Origin of the sequence: Hymenobacter psoromatis, assembly GCF_020012125.1 — a bacterium.
Classification (GTDB): domain Bacteria; phylum Bacteroidota; class Bacteroidia; order Cytophagales; family Hymenobacteraceae; genus Hymenobacter; species Hymenobacter psoromatis.
The window spans coordinates 1-18653 of record NZ_JAIFAG010000004.1; the positions used below are offsets into that span (position 1 = coordinate 1).

Here is an 18653-nt window from a genome sequence, read left to right on the forward strand (position 1 = left end):
CCACGGCCTCGTCGGCGGGGTGCGGATTTTCGCGCTGCACGTTTTCAATCAGACGGGCTTCTTCGGCCTGCCGCTCACTCATTTCGCGCACGTTGCACAAGATGGTGGGCAACCCGGCCCGCTCGTGGGCCGCGTAACGCCGCGCCCCTGCCACCAGGGCAAATTGCTTGCCCTCGACGGGTTCCGCCAGTGGGCGCACCGTAATGGGCTGAATCAGGCCCGAATGCCGGATGCTCTCGGTCAATTCTTCTAAGCCCGGCGCATTCATGGCCGTGCGGTAATTGCCACCGATGTACAACGCATCAAGCGGAAAGTGGCGCAGCTCAACGCCCATCAGGGCCACGGCGGCAACGGGTTGAAGCGCGGGGGCTTCGTTGGGCTCGGCAGCAGCTACCAGCGTCTCTAATTTTAGGGCTCCCATGATAATAGACAAGATTTTAACGGTTTAATGAGTTACCAATCTGCTCCTTTTGGTACCGGATAGGAGTTTCTACCCGGTACCGTGGGGGCGACTTAGGCGGCCAGCGCCATCTGCTTCGGCTGGGCTATAGCGGCCGGGCTGCTGGGCAGCGCCGGTATCTCCGGCTGGGGTGGCTCGTAGCCTAAAATCAAATTAGCGGCTTTCTGCGCGTGGCTGGCTGCCTGTATCAAGAGCTTCTTGTCGTTGCGGAGGCAACCAAGCCAGAATTGCAGATAAGCGGCCGTGTTCTCGTCGGTGGCTTCGGGGCTGATACCGGCCGCACCGCACAGGAAGGCCGCGCCCATCTCAGCGGTCAGCTCCTCGCGGGCGTACCCGGCGGCTCCCTTCGTGGCCATGTTGCCGGCGAGGTCAGGGCGGTTGAGACGCTTGGCGTGGCCGGTGGCGTGGGTGAACTCGTGGAACAGCGTTTTATAGTAGTGTTCCGCGTTGATGAAGCTGCCAAAAGCGGGCATATTCACGTAGTCCTGGCCGGGCACGTAGTAAGCGCGCTGGTCGAGGCTGGTGAGGCGGGGGCGGTCGGCCCAGCTTGATACAATGGCCTCCGCCACTTCGAGCGGCTGGTGCTTACCCGTCACTTCCTCGGGCAGTAGCAGGTTCACACCTTCCACGTCGGCCACGTTGAAAACGGTCGAGTAGCGCACGAAGGCCCGGCGCTCGGTATCCTCGTCCGACTGCGCGCCCTCCTTCATTTTCTCGGTGACGTTGTAGAAAATGATGGGAAAGCCCTTGGCCCCCTTGCGAATGTTGCCGCCCAGCTTTTTAGCCTGCTGGAACGTCACGAACAACGGCACGCCCTCGCTGAGGAAGTGCAACAGAAAGGCGTTGATGCCCGTGTAGACGTGCTGCGTGGCGTAGTTGCGGGGAGAGCCCAGCGAGTGCCAAGGCTTCTGCCACGGAATTTGGCCGGCCGCCATCTTTTCCAAGATGCGGTCGGTGATTACCTGGTAGGCGTCGGCTTTTGCAGCGCCGGCACCTGGGGTAGGAGTGTTGCGAACACTATCCATTTTGTGAGGATTTTTAGGAAGGGCTTCGTTACCCTTTCCTTACTATAAAGATACCGCTTTGTTGCTAAATTAGCAACAAAGTGAGCGAATATTTTCGCTGTTTTTCTATCTTTATTTTCTCGCAAAACTGCCTTAAATCGTAGCAAACGGACTTTTTCTTCCCTTAAGTTATTTCATCTGCTCAGCTTTAATGACGATTGTTTACGTGTTGCCCAAATAGCAATTGCAATGACCTTGCTAGTATCATTCAATATCTTTTTCAGAAAGACAATATCATAAATTCTCAAGCCAAGAATTTTTAGAACCCACTTCTTGACCCGATAAAATGAAGCTTCTGGTAGTCATAGGGGTTTTTGTTCCAAAAGGGCGGTTTTACACGCTAAGCCCTTTATCAAAAAGGGTAGCTCAAAAACCTACTTAAAAAGGGCGATTCCAAGAGATTGAGAGGGGTAGGGCAAGCCTATCCGAAAGGATTTTCTTTTTGATAAAACTGGCATCCCCTCTGGCAATAATCAATAAATCAATTGGTTAACTACTTAGCGTGTAAAACCGCCCTTTTGGAACAAGAACTCCTTTATCAGCTGCGAAACAGGAGAGCATCAAAAAGTGTGGGGCAGTCGCGGTCACCAATCTTTTGGCCGCTATAGGAGAAACCGTTGTCGCTAGCCACTTATCCAACTGCCCCACACTTTTTGATGCTTTCCTGATTACAGTAGTCAAAATAGTCAGCGACGCTGGCCTGCGTGTCGGCTAAGTCAGCAAAATGATAAGTATATTATTTATAATGAATATAATTTTTGCTAAAATGCATTCTGCATTTGTCTTCCACCATTCGGCAAGCAAAAGTATTCATTCAGCGAGTGATTGACCTAAAATATAATTTATGACCATCTTTATTGGCAATAAAACAGTTTTAATGGCATGGTTATAGTACTTTGGCAATAACCTCTGCTCTCTTTAATTACTCATTTACTAGCGGGCCGCTGCCAGAAAAGCGGATTTTACAATAGCCCTAGTGACCGTCAACTTTGATGATAACTAGCACCTAACGCGTTACGTTATTGAACGCTTCAGGTCTTTATACCTTAAAAGATGTCGCACTTAGCTTACCTAATCGAAAATGACCATATCACGGCCGTCGTCACCGAATTGGTACTGCGGAAAAACCTGCGGCGAGGGGAAGTACAGCACTTTGTCAATGGCCAAGTCGCCTTCAACCAACTGCTGGCAGATGTAAAAGCAGTCGATAAGATTCCTGATTTAATATTATTGGACTTAAATATGCCCGTCATGGACGGCTGGGAATTTCTGGATGCGTTCATGAAGCTTCCCCTGACTAAGCAGGTGTGCGTGTTTGTACTCACCTCTTCTATTCATCCCGACGACCGCGAAAAAGCCAAGCATTATGGCATGGTGAAAGGCTTTTTCTCCAAACCGCTGGATGGCAATAGTGTGGCGTGGATGCAGCAGTTTGTCCAACTGGCGGGGGCCAGTACCCGGGCAAAAAGGTTATACACCAGTCAAATAGTCTAGGGGCTCCTCCAAAGGCCAAGTAGTGCTATCTCAACCATTTTACTGATACTTTATTCGTGTCAACGCTACTTAAACAGCATCCTGAGCTAGCCGCGTCAATCACCTATAATCCGGTGGTGGTTGACTTTCTGCAAAACTCGTTGACGGATGGTCTTTTATACTGGAATTTGTTGCTACCCACCGAAAGTTGGGTGAATGCTGCCTTCTGGCAGACATTAGGCTATTCTCCAGACCAAGTGCCTACTAACCCCGCTGCCTGGCGCGCTTGTATCGACCCCACCGACTTAGCCACCGCTTGGCAAAGGGCAGAAGTATGCGCCCAGGACCCCTCCCAGGATTTCGACCTGGTGCTGCAGGGTACGTACCGCGAGGGCTCGCCCGCGTGGCTACGTTGCCGGGGGGTAGTGCTGCGCGGTGATGGGGGTAGTGCCTCCTGGCTGGTAGGGGCGCTGTTCGACGTGACGAAGGAAAAACACAAAGAAGCCTATGCTCAGGAGGTAGCGACCCACTACAGCTCTATTCTGAGTAACCAGTCGGTTTACATCTTAAAGACGGACCCGCAGGGGAACTACACCTACGCGAATGACTTTTTCTACGCGCGCTTCGGCTGGGATAACAACATTATTGGCACTTCGTCGCTCCTCAGCATTGTGGAGGAAGACCGGCCGAAGTGCCTGGAAGTAGTGATGCAGTGCTTTCAGGCCCCGGAGGTACCGCACCAGGTGATTCTGCGCAAGCCCTACCGCGACGGCTCCATCAAGTCCAATCACTGGGAGTTTAAAGGTATTCTGGGCGAAGGGGGCGAGCTAAAGGAAATCCTGTGCGTTGGCTACGACGTGACCTTGCTGCTGGAAAACCTCCAGCGGGCGCAGCACCTGCTCGACGTGACCAGCCAGCAGAACCTGCGGCTGCAAAACTTTGCCTACATTATTTCGCACAACATTCGCTCGCATTCGGCCAACCTGACGTCGCTCGTGCAGCTTTTGTCGGAAGCCAAGGGCAAAGAGCAGAAAACCATGTTTTTGCAGATGCTGACTACCAGCACCGAGCAACTGGCCGATACTATCGTTAACCTCAACGATATCGTCACCATCAACAACAACGTCAGCAAGCCCAAAGCGTTGCGCACGCTCAAAACGGAGATTGACAAAGCGCTGGAGGCGCTGAGCGTGCTCATTCGCCAGCACCACATTACGGTGGAAGTGGCGGTGCCCCCGGCCCTGACCGTGACCGTAGTGCCGGCGTACCTGGACAGCATTCTGCTCAACCTGATTAGCAACGCGGTCAAATACCGGGCCCTGGACCGGCCCGCCTTTATTCGGCTGCACGCGCAGGCTACGCCAGGGGGGGTAGGGCTGACGGTACAGGATAATGGGCTTGGGATTGATGTGGTCAGGTACCGCTCGAAGCTCTTTGGCATGTACAAAACGTTTCATGACAACGAAGACGCGCGCGGGGTAGGCCTGTTTATTACTAAAAACCAGGTGGAAGCCATGCAAGGCACTATCGCGGTAGACAGCGAAGTCGGCGTGGGCTCCACCTTTACTATCCAATTCCATGAAAACCCCTAAGCTGGCCTACGTAGTGGAGGATGACCGTATTACGGCCGTTATCACGGAGTTTATCGTTAAAAAGGACCTGCGTTACCGCGCGGTCCAGACGTTTGGCAACGGGCAGCTGGCCTTCAACCAGCTGCAGGAAGTGGTGCGCACGGGGGGTAGCATCCCAGATTTGATTCTGCTCGACCTGAATATGCCGCAAATGGATGGCTGGGAGTTTTTAGATGCTTTCGGTACCCTACCCCTGGCGCAGGAAGGGGTGCGCGTGTTCATCCTCACATCGTCCATTCAGCCCACGGACATAGAAAAATCCACGCATTACAAAGAGGTGAAAGGCTATTTTTCCAAGCCCTTGGGCAAGGTAAACGTGCAGCGTATGAAGTCTTTGCTTTGGGAAGCGAGCGATTAGCAGCAGGAAGCCGTCCATGTGTAAAGCTCGTCCTTTTTCTACTTTCTTAGGGAAGGTATCTGGGCTGATGTGCGCTATTCTTTCCATTATTGCAATGCCTGCTTTGTCGGCCACGAACTCGTTACCGCCCTATTTTTCTTATCTAGCCGTGGCAAGCGCTAGCGGGGTAGGACTGGCTTTTCCGGGAGTTACGCCCGCCGTATTGGGGCCAATAGTAGTGGTGGGCCTGGTAGTGTTGGGCTTAGCGCACGGCGCTTGCGACCAGCTCGTGCTGCCGGCCACGGGGCAAGTGCGCCGTAGCCAGCGAGCCTATTTGGGTAGGTTTGTGCTGGGCTACTTAAGTTTGGCGGCGGTAGCAGGGCTGGGCTGGTGGTACTGGCCGGGGGTAGCGGTAGGCTTGTTCTTTATGCTAACTATTTGGCACTGGGGCTCGGCCGATGCGCCGGCCCAGCCCGGCCAACTGCTGCTCTGGTTGGCGCACAGCTTGTTGCGCGGGGCACTCTTATTTGCGGTCCCGGCCTGGTGGTGGCCCGCCGAGATTCAGCACAGCGTGAATGGTCTGCTGACGTTTGCTGGGGCGGTGCCACTAGGGGCGGCTGGGTTTACCAGCGTGGCGCAGGGGCTCTGGCCGCTGGTAGGCGTTGGGCACCTGGTCCTGTGGGCCTACTACATCAAGCACCGGGAATTTAAGCGTGCGTATACCGATTGCAGGGAAGTAGTGCTCCTAACCGTCCTGTTGCTGACCGTGCCGCCGCTGCTGGCATTGGGAGTGTATTTTGTCTTCTGGCACAGCTTACAGCACATGCTGCGTCTCAACCGGGTGTTCGGTCACGTTGCCCTAGGGGGGCATCGCAGGGCGTGGGCAACGTTGGGGCAGGAGGTAGTTTTTTTTATTCGGCGGGCCCTGCCCTTGTTGGTGGTAAGCTTGGCTGTGCCCATCGGCTTGTATCTGCTTGTGCCAGCCAAGCTGGCCGCGCTCGATACCTTATTGGGAATCGTGGTAATTACGGCCGCTATCCTGACCCTGCCGCACGCACTGCTAGTGAGTATCGCTTTAGATTCCGCTAACTGGCGCGCCGGGAAAGATAAGCCGGGAATGGCGGCGTAAAACGGAGGTAAATTAAATAAATATATAATTTACTTGTATCTTTATTACGCAGCCGTTTTCTGTATTGTGTAATCATGTAAGATACTACTTAGTAGTGGATTATCTTCTAAACTACGTAATTATTTTGTCCTTCACTTAAGTAAAAGTTTAGCGCTTGCTGGCCCCACCTCCGCTGAATCAGTGCCTAGCCATCCCCAGTATGCCCAAATCTGATTTGAAGCTAGTTTACGTGATTGAGGATAACCACCTCACGGCTACCATTACGAAAGTGCTTGTAGAAAAAAGCTTGCTCGAAGCCCAGGTGCAGCTCTATGCGAATGGCCAGCGGGCGCTAAAACAGCTCACGGCGGTGCTGCAGGAGGGGGCCAATCTGCCAGACCTCATTTTGCTCGACCTGAACATGCCGCTGATGGACGGCTGGGAATTCCTAGATGCTTTCGAGTCCCTACCCCTCACGCACCCCATATGCGTACTGCTGCTAACGTCCTCCATTAATTCGGAGGACCGGCTAAGAGCTGCCCGCCACCAGGCGGTGGCGGGCTATTTTACGAAGCCGTTAGTACTGAATGTGATGTCCCGGATACTACGCTTGCACCGGGATGCCAGTGGGCCAGATGATGGGGAACCTGTACGGCCAGGGGGACTCCATTATCTGGTTTACCAGAGCCACGCCACAATGCCATTTGGCGATGTGCAACTGGCGAAATTGCTCGCTCAATCCCGCGCCTTCAATGCGTCCCACGGCTTAACGGGGGTGCTGCTCTATAGTCACGGCAATATCGTGCAATTATTAGAGGGAAGCGAAGCCAACGTGCGCGCGGTTTTCGCGCGCATCGCACAGGATCCGCGCCACACCAACATTATAAAGCTGGCCGATGGCTTGGCAACTCACCGGTTATTTGCCCAATGGTCGATGGGGTTCCACACTAGTAATCCGGTTGATTTTAGGCAGCTGACCGGGTATCGCAACCCCGACGACCAGAATTATTTCGGGGACAGTGCTGACCTGCTAGAGGCGGAGTTACCGAGGTTACTAGCTAACTTTTTTACCGATAGCAGCTTAGCTGGAACAGTCGTGTAAGCTTGCTGAGCGCACGTGCAGTAGACTATGCTTCACAACTTACTCTTTCTCGGCTACTTGACTTGGGCTGCTCTAGAAGAGGTAGGAACGACTAGAAGAAGGGTGCAATAGGTTGGCTTTCTAGGCGAGCTGATTAAGGCTATACCTTGAACAGTAAGACGTTAAGTGCTAATGGCACGGGCTTTGTCCTGTTTAGAAGAGCTGCTCAATGTGACCCATCATGGCGGCAATGTTAAAGTGGAGGTTGGAGGCGAGCCGCTGGTGACTTGACTAGCCCACATTGCGCCAAAGACGAGAACGAAATTGTATTAAGCTTGAAATGCGAAGACCAGCTTGCGATAAATACTGATTAATAAAAAATAAATAAAAGCCGTCAAACAGTTCATAATTAGCTAAGTTATACGTAGCGGATTCACAACCCTCCACCGCCTCACCAACTAATCATCAAATAGTACTTTTAATTGTTTTCTTATGAGCTTACCCTTACTCACCGCCAGTTTGTTCACGCCCTCCTCCCATATCCCGGAAAACGAAGTCGTGGGCTACTCCTTTTTTTACAGCACCTTCGCCCTGCTGGGGGCCGCCATTTTCTTCTTGTTCGAGCGTCATAACGTCCCCAAGCGCTGGCGCGTCAACCTGACGGTGGCCGGCCTCATCTGCCTGATTGCCTCGGTTAGTTACTTCTACATGCAGGCCATGTACGTGGGGCAGGGTGTCTCGCCCACTCGCTTTCGCTACACTGACTGGCTGTTTACGGTGCCGCTGATGTGCACGCAGTTTTACCTGCTGGTGCGCCCGGCCGGCGCGCCCACCGGCTCGCTCTGGCGGCTGGTGTTCGGGGGACTGTGGATGATAGGGTGCGGCTTCTTCGGCGAAAATACCGAGCTGAACAAAACCATTATCTGGGGCTTGATTTCGACGCTGGGCTACCTAGTAGTGCTCTACGAAGTGTGGTTTGGGCCGCTGGCCAAGGCCGTGGACCGCTCGACCGACCGCGACGTGGTACGGGCTTTCACCTACCTCTCGTACTTCGTGCTCTTGGGCTGGGCCATCTACCCAATGGGCTACATGACCCTGCCGTTCAATGTGTTTGCTACCCTGCACCTCGACCGTAACCTGGTCTACAACTTCGGGGACGTCATTAACAAGGTAGGCTTTGGGCTGGTCGTGTACGTGATGGCCCGCAAATCGGCCGCTCGTAAGGCCACCGCCCGGCGGGCCCGCCAGCGGGAACTCGTAGTGGAGTAGTACTGGGCGGCCCGCCGCCGCGCGGTTCCGCCCCCAGCCTCTTAGTTACTAACTAATCAATCCAACCCGACCGGCCGTTATGTACGGCCGCCTGACTCTTATGCCTGCCAATCAAATTTTTAAGCCGGGCACGCGGGAACTGCTGCCCACTACCCGCGATGCTTACCTGCGCAACGCGCTGGACCCCGCCGAGGCACGGGCTATCGAGCAGGTGCTCGCAGCCGACTCGGTGGAGCGGGGCGTGACCCTGGCCCGCTACCACGAATTAGCCCAGCTCGCCCAGGTGCCCAGCCCCCCGCAGTGGGTACGGCGGCAGTTGCGGCGACAGCCCAGCGTTTCAGCTTGGGGGCCGCTGCGGCGACCCGTGCTGCGGCTGGCGTTGGGGCTATTGCTGCTGCTAGGGGGCTTTAGTGTGGTGCAGTGGGTGCGTAACCAGCCCCTGGTGCCGGTGCCGGTCGTAGCGGCCTTTCAGCGCACGATAAACTCGGCGGCCCAGGGTCTGGGCCGGCCGGTGGTGTACACCCCGGCCGAGCTAGCGGCCACCCTAGCTCCCGAAAAGCCAGTGCCCGCTGCGCTGGCCCGGCCCGCGCGCGTGCCGCGGGCCAGCCGCCGTGCCCCACGCGCGGCCATTCGGGAGCTAGCGTCCCAGCCCATTACCCCCATTTCCGTACTGATTCCCCCGCCTGCCGATACCTCTGATTCGCTGCGCCAGCGCGGCGCGGCGCTGGCGGGTAGCGACAAGGCCAGTCCGGTGCTCCGCGTGGTGCGGGGCTTCATCTACGACCCCCTGGGCAAGCCCCTGGCCGGTGCTACCGTGCTGGTAAAGGGCACTACCCAGGTGGCGGTAACTACGGTTACGGGGGTTTATGAGGTAAGCGTGCCCCTTGGGGCAGTCTTGGAAGTCGGCTACGCGGGCTATCAGGACGAAACTATGCAGACGGGCCAGGAAACGGCGGTGGATGTGACCCTGCAGCCCCTGGGCCAGCGGGAGCGCCGAAAAATGCGGGGCGCGCACCCGCGCTAAAGTTGGCGGGCCATTTACCCGGCTAGGGGCAACCCCATTTGCTACTAGCTGCCCATTAGCTCGTTACGTCCCTCAACGCGGCAACTTAAGCTGCCAGTAAGATGTCGCGCGTAGCTTATGAACTTGAAAACGACCACCGAACCACTTTCAGCACGGGACTGACTTTACAGAAAACTCTTCGCTAGGTCAAGGTCCAGCACGTGGTAAACGGCCCGGTAGCCGATGATTAACTGCTGGTAGACGCGCCAGGATGGAAAAATATTATCTTGCCTACCCTCTTGCCGCTACGCTGGTAGCCTGTCTCTTGCGGCTGGCTAGTCCGGCCGGCGCGGCTACGACCCTCAGCGACCCCCGCACCACAGGCCCGGCTACCAAACAGGCACCTGTTGTCCCGCAAACCGCTTGCTGCGCCGCGACTGCGCCGGGCGCTCAGCAGGGCCCAACCCCGAAGTCGAAGGTCCCTGCTGCTGCGGTGACCGAAGGAGCGACCCCGCAGCTAGTGCAGCTGCGCGGCATCGTGCTGCGGTCCGATGGCCAGCCTTACGCCGGGGCCAGCGTGTATCTGGCCGGGGCTCCCCGCCAGCTAGTGGTAACCGATGCCAAGGGCGCTTTCGCGCTGCCCGTACCCGCCGGTACGGCCCTCTCACTACGGGTCGAGTACTTCGACGAAGGCAGCAGTCACGTGGAACTACCAGCTCCCAGCAGAGAGCCGCTCCGTATTATCCTTGGGTGTTGTTAAACAAATAGGGGAAAACCTCCGACTCGGCAGTTAGATAGCTTAAATGCTACCGATAAGGCACAAATGCGTCGTAAGAGTAGCGAGAGGCGATAGTGTCACACGTCCCTTAAGAGCATCGAAAGAGCATGGCGAAAACGAACGTTTATGCTATCGCTCACGCCGTTGCAATCGGTATTTTATTACTTGGCAAGGTGTTAAGCCTGGGAAATAGGCAGATGTGCTCCTGAGTCGGAGGTTTTACCCTATTTGTTTAACAACACCCCTCTTACGGCGTATTTGTGCCTTGTCACCAGCGTTGAAGCTGATTGGCTGGGGAGTCGGAAGTTTTCCCCTGTTCATTCAACAACACCCTCTAAAGTACGCCCCGTGCGTAAGTCCTATTTTAATACAATGCCATGGGTTTTATAAATAATGTGCCGAGGCAGGTTTTAGAGCCTCTTGACAACGAGACCCTTCAGCGCATGATTGCGGAGGAAAGGCGCAAAATGGTGGCGAAATATGGCCCAAGTGGCCCCGACCTGCCCGTGTTGGATGATTTATCGCTCTATTTCATCAGCGACTTCGACTTCAGCGGCCTGAACCTGTGTGGAATCCATGCTCATAAAACGGTGTTTCAGCGCTGCCGCTTCGTCGGGGCCGACCTATTCGGCGCTGATTTATCTGAGATGGTAGCACCCGGCGCTGATTTTCAGCGGGCAATTCTGGCGAAGTCAACTATCAACGACGCAGACCTGAGCAGCGCAAACTTCGATGATGCCAACCTGATACGGACTGATTTTTTCAATTGTGACCTGCGGGGAGCGACGTTTCGGAACGCTGATTTTTCCGGCGGCATAGTCTCAGGCTGCAATGTAGCGGGGGCCATCTTTGGTCCAGGGTATGTCCAAATAATGTAATCAGGGGGCCGGGGCCGCCCCCAGTGCGCCTACCCCCGGCCCCCTGCTCTACAAGGCCACACTTGCAAAGCGCGTTGATGAACAACGACTTGGGGCTTGTAGTAATTTTCCGCCCCATTGGATACTGATACTGCAAGAACCCCTACGAGCGCTACGCACCACTGCGTCTTACCGCTGCGAGCGAGCTACTGTGCGTAAGTTCTAACTAAATAAACCTGCTTGGGCGGGCTGCCAGCCATCTTCCTGCCCGGATGCAGCTAGTGGCTCCGCCAATTTTTTATGCTTATGCGTTTCACCACCGCTCCCCGCTACCAGACCTTGACCGCGCTTTGGGCCACCGACAACTACGCTACTAGCGACACGGCCCCCTACGCCGTGGCCAACTTGCGGGCCCTGGACTATAAGCTGGAACCGGGTGAGGTATTGCGAGAAGAGCTTGTTTTTCAAGGTTTTATCAACGCCGTTAACTTGTCCATGCGCAACCCATTTCGGGACGGGGCCCGCGGCCGGCTGCTGGACCGCGCCACGGCACTCTACCACTTGAACTGGTACCTGCGCTACGGGCAGTGCTGCGAAACAGCCGTTTTCGACGCCCGCCCCGATTTGGCGCGGCAGTTTGGCGAACTGTTCGCTGAACTAGTGCCGGCCGACGCTTTTTTTTACGAGGTAACGGACCCGAAGTTGCCCACCGCCTCCTACACCGACCAAACGGCGCTGACCTGGCTCGGGGCCGAAACCGTGGGCGTGCTATTTTTTCTGGGCTACGACTAATGGCCTTGGGTAGAAGATTGGTCCAACAGTTAAACGGGCCACCGGGCACCGGCCCCTGAGCCGCGCCCACCTACGTAGCTGACCGTACTTGCAAGTAGAGCGAACTCGGGACCAGCAAGGCGCAGTGGCTGTTGCAGAAGCAGGTGGCCGGCCAGTTGTATCTTAGGTCTATGCAAGGCCACAAGCCGTTCACCGGTAAAGTCGTGCTGCGCTTTCGCTTGTTGGAGCACGTACCGAAGCAGAATCTCTACCGCCGGCTAGCCGAGCTGCTCGACTGGGACTTTCTCTACGAGCAGACCCAGAGCCTTTACAGCCACACGGGCCAGCCTTCGCTCGACCCCGTCGTGTTCTTCAAGTTGATGCTTGTCAGTCGGCTGGAAAATCTGGTCAGCGACCGGCACCTGGTCGAGCCCTGCAGCTTGCGGCTCAATATCCTATCCTTTTTAGGCTATGAGGTGGATGAGGACTTGCCCTGGCACTCCACTATCAGCCGCACCTGCCAACTCTTTCCAACTACCGTTTTTGAGCACCTGTTCGACCATGTCTTTACCCAGTGCGTGGCTGCTGGCCTAGTCACGGGCCACACCCAAGCCGTCGACTCCGCCTTCGTCAAGGCAAACGCTTCGCTATAGAGCCTGTGCGAAAAACAGCCCGCCGAAGTCCTAGGGGGTGTTTACAGTTAGGGCCGACCTTTAAGCATGAATAAAGACCGCAGTGTGTTAACTGCTGCGCAGTGGGTACGGCTTTCGCCGCTGCTGCCAGGCCAGGAAAGTTCGCCGGGTACGACGGCTAAAGACACGCGCTTGTTTGTGGAAGCCGTGCTCTGGCGGGCCCGCTGCGGGGTGTCGTGGCGCGATTTGCCGGCGGAACGGTTTGGCCCCTGGCACACGGTGTACGCCCGGTTTCGGCGCTGGCGCAAGGCCGGCGTGTGGCCGAAGGTGCTGGCCCAAGTGCAAAATGCGACGGGGCTGCACCGGCTCATGGTCGATTCCACCGCCGTGCGAGCCCACCAAGTGGCCGGTAGCGCGGAAAAAAAGACAGCCCCGTCGGGCAGGCGCTCGGTCGCAGCCGCGGTGGGTTCACCACCAAACTCCACCTGAGTTGCGACGCGCTGGGCCGAATTTGTGCCCTGGCCCTGACCGGGGGCGGGGGCCAGGCTGGAGATTGCCCGTAGGCCCCCGGCCTGCTGCGCAGTCACCTGCGGGCGGGGCAGGCAGTAGTGGCCGACCGGGCCTATGAGGCGGACTACGTGCGCACCCAAATCCAGCAAGCAGGGGCTCTGGCTGTGATTCCAGGCAAGAAAAACCGGACGGTACCTGTCGAACACGATGCCGAAGTTTATAAAGAGCGAAACCATCTTGAACGGGCCATCAACGGCTTAAAACGTTTTCGGGCGGTGGCAACCCGATTTGATAAACGGGCCGCCAACTACTTTGCCACCTGCTGCTTGATTGCCGCTTTGACTTGGCTCTGATTGTAAACACTCCCTAGCTTAGGCTATGCTCGCGCACGATTTGGGCCACGGTTTGCCCGCTGTGTTGTTGTTCCAAAATCGCAACAATTTGCGCTTCGCTGAATCGTCCTTTTTTTATGAGGCTGTCGTTGAAAATGCGCTTTTCTCTACTGCCAACTGGCTCACTATTTAGGGGAGCATACAATCCTGCACCCGCGCATAAACGCGAAAGTCCAGGGGCAGAAAATCTCCGCTTTACCCGCTGCTATGCACCAGATTGGCCAAGTCGATGCCCGTGACTACGCCGTAGACGTTACCGGAATACTGGCGCTGCGTCACTTCAATAAATCGACTATAGCGCTTGTCTTGCACACTGTCGTCCACGAGCAAAAAGGCTTCGGGCGAATTCGCCAGCAGAGGCTCCACTAACATGCGCAACTAACTGGATGAGAACGTACTATCGCGCAGAAAGCAGTTCACTTAGTTATGGCTCACCTCCGGCAACTGGGTCGCTAAATGCGTCCCTGTATAGTTGTGCGGTGTGTTGAGTAGAAAATAAATATGCGTGCGTTGAGTTAGCGTAAGCAGCCTTTTTTGGTCCAAAGTACGTCCCGTGCGTAAGTCCTAAACTAATAACTCAAGCGGCGGCATCGCGGCTTGGCTCAATTATTAAGCAAATAAATTCCTTCCGTGACGCTAGCAGCCTCCGACCCGTCTGACCTGTCCGCCACCCCGCCCCCCTTCCCCAAGCCGGCGGTAGCGGCCCCGGCGTATCCGCCGGCGGCCGACCCTACCGAGGCCGACTACAACCGCAAAACGGTGGAACCGCAACCCAACTCGGGCGACTTCCGGTCGGTGGTGCTGCCACTACTGGCGCAGCCCGAACCTGTTTACTACGTGCTCACCGCGCGCTGGGAAGAGCGCGTGCACAGGGAAATACGGCGTACCATTATCAAAAAGGCGCTAACCCTAACCAGCTCGTTTCAAGGCCAGTACCTGCTGCTTACGTTGACCACGGCGGCACCCACCCTGCGCAAGCCAGACCCGACGCCGCTGGAAGAAATCGTGCTGTTACTGGCGGCACTTTACCAGCGGTTGGTGCTGAGGATAACCCGGACCGGCCAAATCCTGGAACTGGTGAATTACGAGGAACTTTTGCAAAGCTGGGCGGGAATAAAGCAGCAACTCAGAGCCCGCGCCGGCGGAGGCGAACCGGATACCATTACGGCTGCGCTGTTAACTGCCATCGAGGAGCAACTGCGGCACCCAGAGCAGGTCCTGGCCTCGTTACGTTACGACTACGCGTATTATTTTTTCTTTAAGAATATTTATTACCAGCGCTTCGAGAGTAACTTTCGCTACGGGCAGGCCGCGGAGTTTCCGCGTTTTTTCGCCGGCACCAGCCTGTATTTTCACGAGCGCATGACGTTAGCGCTGCCCACCGCGCCCGGACGCACCTCGCTTAGTTTCCGCGGCGAGTTGGACGAGGCGCAAACGGACCGGGCCGTGGTAGCCTGGGAAGTGGCTGCGGGCCTATTGCCGGCGCAGGACCCGGCGACTCGGCCGCTCCCGGACCCTGCCGCGCTGGCCTTCGCCTACGCGGCTACCTATGACGTAGATGCCGTTACCGGGTGGCCCCTGGCCATCGAAGCCCGAGTAAATTGCTGTAACCCCGCTGGCTACGCCAAAGAATACGACTTAACCATCACGCGCACATGAGCCAGACCGGACAGCAGTACGTGTGCAACGGGGCCATGTGCCACTGCGATAAGGGCACGCTGCCCAGTCCGCTGCAAGTGCTCAGCAACCAGACGGTATACTTGCAGGGCAAACTCATGGCCACCAACCAGGACAAGCTATTTGTCCCGTTTGGCACCTGCGCCCTGAAGAACAATACGCCTTGCGTGTCCGCCCTGCTGCTGTGGGAAGACTACTTCGAGCGGGTCAGCGTGACGCCCGGTGGCTACCGCCCGCTGCTCGAAAAAAGCACCATTAAGTGCGCGGTGGGCGGCACGGTAAGTATCCTTTCAACCTTGCAAATCAAGGTACCGGCCTCCCCCCTGCCCGCGCAGGTGGAGGCCTTGCGCAACAGTATTATGAGCTTGTGCCCAATGCTGAGCGAAGCAGCATCTTACTTTAGGAATGACTCATGAATACTCCCTTGAAATCTCACTCGCCGCCGCAGCCGGGCGTTGGCTTGGTAGTGGTGGGCCAAAAGTCAAAACCTATTAATAAACCGCTAATGGATATGACAGCGGCGGTCTACTTTGATGGCACCGGAAATAACCGTACCAACGTTACCTATCGCATTCATGCGCAGCATAAAGAATATAATGCTCAGTCAGTTATCGTTAATGGCCACACGATGCCCTTCACCGACAGCTATGGACGCGGCTACTCTAACATTGCCATCCTGGAGTATATGTCCGTGGTGGCTCCCAATCACGTGTCCATATACATCGGCGGGGCCGGCGCGCCATCCGGGGCTTACCCGGACCAACTGGGTAATGCCTTTGGGGTAGGTCCCACGGGCGTGCCCAATGCCGTTACCCGCGCCATCGGTGAAGTAACAAAAGCCATTAACAAAAAGCTGAAAGCCAAAGGAGCTCAGTTGGGTAAGCTCCGCGTAGACGTTTTTGGGTTTAGTCGCGGGGCGGCGGCAGCCAGGCACTTCGTTGCCCGGCGCACAGGGCAGCATTTTAACTTCTTCGGTCCCTATAATGACCTGATTTCCAGCCTACAAGTGAGGCCAACGGCGATTACCATTAATTTTGTAGGCCTCTACGATACCGTTTCCTCCTACGGGGGAGAGAACACGGGCCGCAAAGGGGCTACTTTAGCTTATGAGGCAGTGATTAGCACTTCAAAAGCCACGCGAGTTGTCGTTGATACAGTAGGACTCGGACCTCTTTTAGATGAAAAAATAAAGCCCGTTGCTCCCAAAATTAAATCTACTCTCGAACCATACACTGCCCACGGCACGACGGAGGAAGCAGTGAAGCTAACGACCGAGCTGGCTGCTCAAGCTGCTCCGGTGCAAATGGCAGGTGACCACCCATTTGGCAATAATGTAGAGCTATTACACCTAGCTATTGGGGGAGACGCCACTTACGTAGTGCAACTGGCTGCCGGGGACGAGTACCGCAAGCTCTTCCCCCGTACTACAATTGATAGCTCGGTCAATGCCGGCAAAGGTTTTGAGTGCGTAGTGCCAGGCTCTCACGGCGACGTGGGGGGCGGCTATAACCCTCGTATGACGGAAGTATACACGGCCTACACAATGACTGAACGGAACCGTCTTATCAATGAAGGATGGTTTAAGTCGCAAGAACTGACTACCCTGAAAGAAGACCAGTGGCATTTTAGAAATCCATTTTCAATATACACTGGCATTATTCAAAAAGACCTTGGGTCGATGCTCACGCATAAAACGGAAGTGTTGAGATATATGGGTACGCGACAGCTCGTCCCTGATTATCAGTTCGTAACGCTCGGCTTGATGCTAGACCTAGCAAGCAAGCACGGCGTTGAATTTGCGCGTCTTCGTCAACGCAATCTTCGCTGGCAGGTGCCGCTCAAGCTTAAGCCTCTTTATCATAAGATGCACGCCTATGTAATGGGCCGCTTGCATACCTCTGGGCCGAACGTTTTTAATTTAGTAGGAGGAATATTTCAGGGGGTACGGGTACGTCATCAATACTTGCACCTTTCGTCTGTCATGGCGGGGAAGGGCAGCTTTCCCAATAAGCTTCAAGGACTTGTTCTCGGAGCCCGAGAAGTCAATGGGGTGCCGACGAGACAGATTATTCGGGATGATGCACCAGGTCATTATCTGCCCGCCCACTACAAACAACAGGACTACCTCGTGCCGCCAGTCGTCCCACCCTCTCCTAAAACTACCACCCCTTCCCCCCCACCTATTCCTTATGAACCAAGATATCCTCGACCAGGCCATGATGCACTCGGGCGGCCTGTGAATAGCTACGGACAGCCTTTGGAAGAATAAGCAGTTGACGCAGGGTAAAATCTTGGTTTCACACGCTGATGCTCATAGTTCAGCTCGCACCGATATCCATGCATTTTTCTAAATGTAAATTAATTATTTAACTTATATGCAGCCGCTCTCCTCCCCCGAATTTAAACTTTCGGCGGCGCCCTGCGCCGCCGCGGGCTACCCGATGGAAATTCACGCGGGGGTATTTCGCGGTCCGGGGAACAAAGCGTTTCCAGTGCCCTCAGGCCACTATCTGACCGGCGACTGGGGGGATTCGGCGATTCACTGGGCGCTGAGCGACGAGTTGCAGCCTGCACCGGAGACCCTGGACCTGCTTTATTTCTCTTACGCGGAGGACCGGTTTTACGAGGGTCAGTTCTGGCTACCTCATGCGCAGCTGCAAGCGTGGCTGCAAGCGGGCTACTGGGACACCGACGAAAACGGGCACGCCACCTACGACGAGTTGGTCGTGTGCGTGCTACCCAAGGGGGCTGTGGTGCTGTGGCTGGCGGGCGTGGGCCAGCAGGTGCTGGTGGGGCGATATCAGGCCGGGCAGGCGATGGTGGACTTCCGCCAGCTCTACGGCGAGGCCGACCGGCTGCTGATGCTCCAGGAGACGCGGGCCGAGCTGTTACCCGCCGTGCGGCAGCAGCTGGCGGCAGGTACCCTCAGTGCCCGGCCCTGGGATGACTACCTGGTGCGGTATCCGTGGCAGCTAACTTTCAATCAGCCGCTTACCCTTAGGAATTATACCATCACTTATCTCAGCGGCGAAAGCACGGCCTACCCGCTCACCCGCGATTTGGTCCTCTACTGCCAGGTTCTACTCGGTCCCGAGGCTAAGCCTATGCCGCTCCGCTGGGTGCTGCACGTGACGGATGAGGCCCAGCACCTCTACTTGCTGCGGGTGGACCCCTTCGACGAGGCCGAAATGATGGCTGCTTTTCGGGCCCTGCAGCAGACCAGCCCCACCAGCCCGCCAACCCTGGAGGTCGAAACGGATAAGTACCTGAAGAAAGCTGCGCTGGTGCTGCACCACGGAGGCCGGCGCATCCCGCTGACTAAGAGCCGGGTTGAGATTCTGGATGGGGATTAAGTGGCAAGGACTACCCGCTCACCAACTCGCCGCGCGCCCGGCGGCAGCCTCGCTGCCCCGCCCCTCGGGGGCGGGGCAGCGACCAAACTGGCGGCCTTACATTTGTCCCGGCCCTCGACCAACCGCCAACCACTCGCCGCCAGCCCACGCTTGGTGAGGTCTGACCTCCTTCTGAGGTCCTCCCATTTACTGGACCGGTCGAAAGTAGATAGAAGTATGGGTTGACCTCCTCCCACTAAACTAGGCCAATCACTACC

General features: G+C 56.2%; 19 protein-coding genes and 1 pseudogene. 17 read left to right on the top strand and 3 right to left on the bottom strand.

Annotated features, from left to right (window positions below; translation table 11 throughout):
* Positions 1–421 (bottom strand): ParB/RepB/Spo0J family partition protein (locus LC531_RS22140; protein WP_223654439.1); only part of this gene is annotated, 421 nt, incomplete at its 3' end.
* A gap of 92 nt (positions 422–513) precedes the next feature.
* Positions 514–1485 (bottom strand): ArdC family protein, encoded by a 972-nt coding sequence (locus LC531_RS22145; protein WP_223654440.1) that lies wholly within the window; start codon positions 1483–1485, stop codon positions 514–516.
* 1092 nt (positions 1486–2577) lie between these two features.
* Between LC531_RS22145 and LC531_RS22150 the strand changes: the two genes are divergently transcribed.
* The 13 genes from LC531_RS22150 to LC531_RS22210 all read left to right on the top strand — a co-directional run bounded on the left by LC531_RS22150 (position 2578) and on the right by LC531_RS22210 (position 13327).
* Complete coding sequence (locus LC531_RS22150) at positions 2578–3018, top strand: response regulator (protein WP_223654442.1); 441 nt, start codon at positions 2578–2580, stop codon at positions 3016–3018.
* Positions 3019–3074: 56 nt separating this feature from the next.
* Positions 3075–4589: a PAS domain-containing sensor histidine kinase gene (locus LC531_RS22155; protein WP_223654444.1), complete on the top strand. Its 1515-nt coding sequence runs from the start codon at positions 3075–3077 to the stop codon at positions 4587–4589.
* The gene (locus LC531_RS22160) at positions 4576–4986 is read left to right on the top strand and encodes a response regulator (protein ID WP_223654446.1); all 411 of its coding nucleotides are present in this window, start codon (positions 4576–4578) and stop codon (positions 4984–4986) included. The genes LC531_RS22155 and LC531_RS22160 overlap by 14 nt, the downstream gene beginning before the upstream one ends.
* 148 nt (positions 4987–5134) lie before the next feature.
* Entirely contained in the window at positions 5135–6094 is a 960-nt protein-coding gene (locus LC531_RS22165; protein ID WP_223654448.1) for a Brp/Blh family beta-carotene 15,15'-dioxygenase, read from the top strand.
* 199 nt (positions 6095–6293) lie between these two features.
* Positions 6294–7175, top strand: coding sequence for a BLUF domain-containing protein (locus tag LC531_RS22170; RefSeq protein WP_223654450.1), 882 nt, complete (start codon positions 6294–6296; stop codon positions 7173–7175).
* A 471-nt stretch (positions 7176–7646) separates the two neighbouring features.
* A complete protein-coding gene (locus LC531_RS22175; RefSeq protein ID WP_223654452.1) occupies positions 7647–8423 on the top strand; it encodes a bacteriorhodopsin in 777 nt (258 codons plus the stop codon).
* 100 nt (positions 8424–8523) lie between these two features.
* Positions 8524–9447 carry a carboxypeptidase regulatory-like domain-containing protein gene (locus LC531_RS22180; protein ID WP_223654453.1) on the top strand — a complete coding sequence of 308 codons (924 nt, stop codon included), beginning with the start codon at positions 8524–8526 and terminating at the stop codon, positions 9445–9447.
* Between the two features lie 472 nt (positions 9448–9919).
* Positions 9920–10186, top strand: a complete 267-nt coding sequence (locus LC531_RS22185; protein WP_223654454.1) for a carboxypeptidase-like regulatory domain-containing protein — start codon at positions 9920–9922, stop codon at positions 10184–10186.
* 395 nt (positions 10187–10581) lie between these two features.
* Positions 10582–11082, top strand: a complete 501-nt coding sequence (locus LC531_RS22190) for a pentapeptide repeat-containing protein (protein WP_223654455.1) — start codon at positions 10582–10584, stop codon at positions 11080–11082.
* 285 nt (positions 11083–11367) lie between these two features.
* Positions 11368–11853 (top strand): hypothetical protein, encoded by a 486-nt coding sequence (locus LC531_RS22195; RefSeq protein WP_223654456.1) that lies wholly within the window; start codon positions 11368–11370, stop codon positions 11851–11853.
* 170 nt (positions 11854–12023) lie between these two features.
* Positions 12024–12485, top strand: coding sequence for a transposase (locus tag LC531_RS22200; protein WP_223654457.1), 462 nt, complete (start codon positions 12024–12026; stop codon positions 12483–12485).
* Positions 12486–12551: 66 nt separating this feature from the next.
* Positions 12552–12953: an IS5 family transposase gene (locus LC531_RS22205; protein ID WP_223654458.1), complete on the top strand. Its 402-nt coding sequence runs from the start codon at positions 12552–12554 to the stop codon at positions 12951–12953.
* Positions 12954–13051: 98 nt separating this feature from the next.
* Complete coding sequence (locus LC531_RS22210) at positions 13052–13327, top strand: transposase family protein (RefSeq protein ID WP_223654536.1); 276 nt, start codon at positions 13052–13054, stop codon at positions 13325–13327.
* A 237-nt stretch (positions 13328–13564) separates the two neighbouring features.
* Here the strand turns inward: LC531_RS22210 and LC531_RS23075 are convergent.
* A pseudogene (locus tag LC531_RS23075) lies at positions 13565–13894 on the bottom strand (IS701 family transposase); the annotation flags it as partial.
* A gap of 102 nt (positions 13895–13996) precedes the next feature.
* Here LC531_RS23075 and LC531_RS22220 point away from each other — a divergent pair.
* From LC531_RS22220 to LC531_RS22235, 4 genes are all read left to right on the top strand, one after another.
* Positions 13997–15025 (top strand): hypothetical protein, encoded by a 1029-nt coding sequence (locus LC531_RS22220; protein ID WP_223654461.1) that lies wholly within the window; start codon positions 13997–13999, stop codon positions 15023–15025.
* Positions 15022–15459: a DUF4280 domain-containing protein gene (locus LC531_RS22225; RefSeq protein WP_223654462.1), complete on the top strand. Its 438-nt coding sequence runs from the start codon at positions 15022–15024 to the stop codon at positions 15457–15459. The genes LC531_RS22220 and LC531_RS22225 overlap by 4 nt, the downstream gene beginning before the upstream one ends.
* On the top strand, positions 15456–17312 hold the full coding sequence (locus LC531_RS22230; RefSeq protein WP_223654464.1) for a DUF2235 domain-containing protein: 1857 nt from the start codon (positions 15456–15458) through the stop codon (positions 17310–17312). The genes LC531_RS22225 and LC531_RS22230 overlap by 4 nt, the downstream gene beginning before the upstream one ends.
* Before the next feature lie 106 nt (positions 17313–17418).
* Positions 17419–18396, top strand: a complete 978-nt coding sequence (locus tag LC531_RS22235; RefSeq protein ID WP_223654467.1) for a DUF2931 family protein — start codon at positions 17419–17421, stop codon at positions 18394–18396.
* The last annotated feature ends 257 nt before the right edge of the window (positions 18397–18653 follow it).

Bases quoted from the DNA above. Each gene is read 5' to 3' on its own strand.
- LC531_RS22200 (WP_223654457.1), top strand. From the start codon at position 12,024: ATGCAAGGCCACAAGCCGTTCACCGGTAAAGTCGTGCTGCGCTTTCGC.
- LC531_RS22195 (WP_223654456.1), top strand. From the start codon at position 11,368: ATGCGTTTCACCACCGCTCCCCGCTACCAGACCTTGACCGCGCTTTGG.
- LC531_RS22230 (WP_223654464.1), top strand. From the start codon at position 15,456: ATGAATACTCCCTTGAAATCTCACTCGCCGCCGCAGCCGGGCGTTGGC.
- LC531_RS22225 (WP_223654462.1), top strand. From the start codon at position 15,022: ATGAGCCAGACCGGACAGCAGTACGTGTGCAACGGGGCCATGTGCCAC.
- LC531_RS22170 (WP_223654450.1), top strand. From the start codon at position 6,294: ATGCCCAAATCTGATTTGAAGCTAGTTTACGTGATTGAGGATAACCAC.
- LC531_RS22205 (WP_223654458.1), top strand. From the start codon at position 12,552: ATGAATAAAGACCGCAGTGTGTTAACTGCTGCGCAGTGGGTACGGCTT.
- LC531_RS22160 (WP_223654446.1), top strand. From the start codon at position 4,576: ATGAAAACCCCTAAGCTGGCCTACGTAGTGGAGGATGACCGTATTACG.
- LC531_RS22190 (WP_223654455.1), top strand. From the start codon at position 10,582: ATGGGTTTTATAAATAATGTGCCGAGGCAGGTTTTAGAGCCTCTTGAC.
- LC531_RS22175 (WP_223654452.1), top strand. From the start codon at position 7,647: ATGAGCTTACCCTTACTCACCGCCAGTTTGTTCACGCCCTCCTCCCAT.
- LC531_RS22235 (WP_223654467.1), top strand. From the start codon at position 17,419: ATGCAGCCGCTCTCCTCCCCCGAATTTAAACTTTCGGCGGCGCCCTGC.
- LC531_RS22145 (WP_223654440.1), bottom strand. From the start codon at position 1,485: ATGGATAGTGTTCGCAACACTCCTACCCCAGGTGCCGGCGCTGCAAAA.
- LC531_RS22150 (WP_223654442.1), top strand. From the start codon at position 2,578: ATGTCGCACTTAGCTTACCTAATCGAAAATGACCATATCACGGCCGTC.
- LC531_RS22180 (WP_223654453.1), top strand. From the start codon at position 8,524: ATGCCTGCCAATCAAATTTTTAAGCCGGGCACGCGGGAACTGCTGCCC.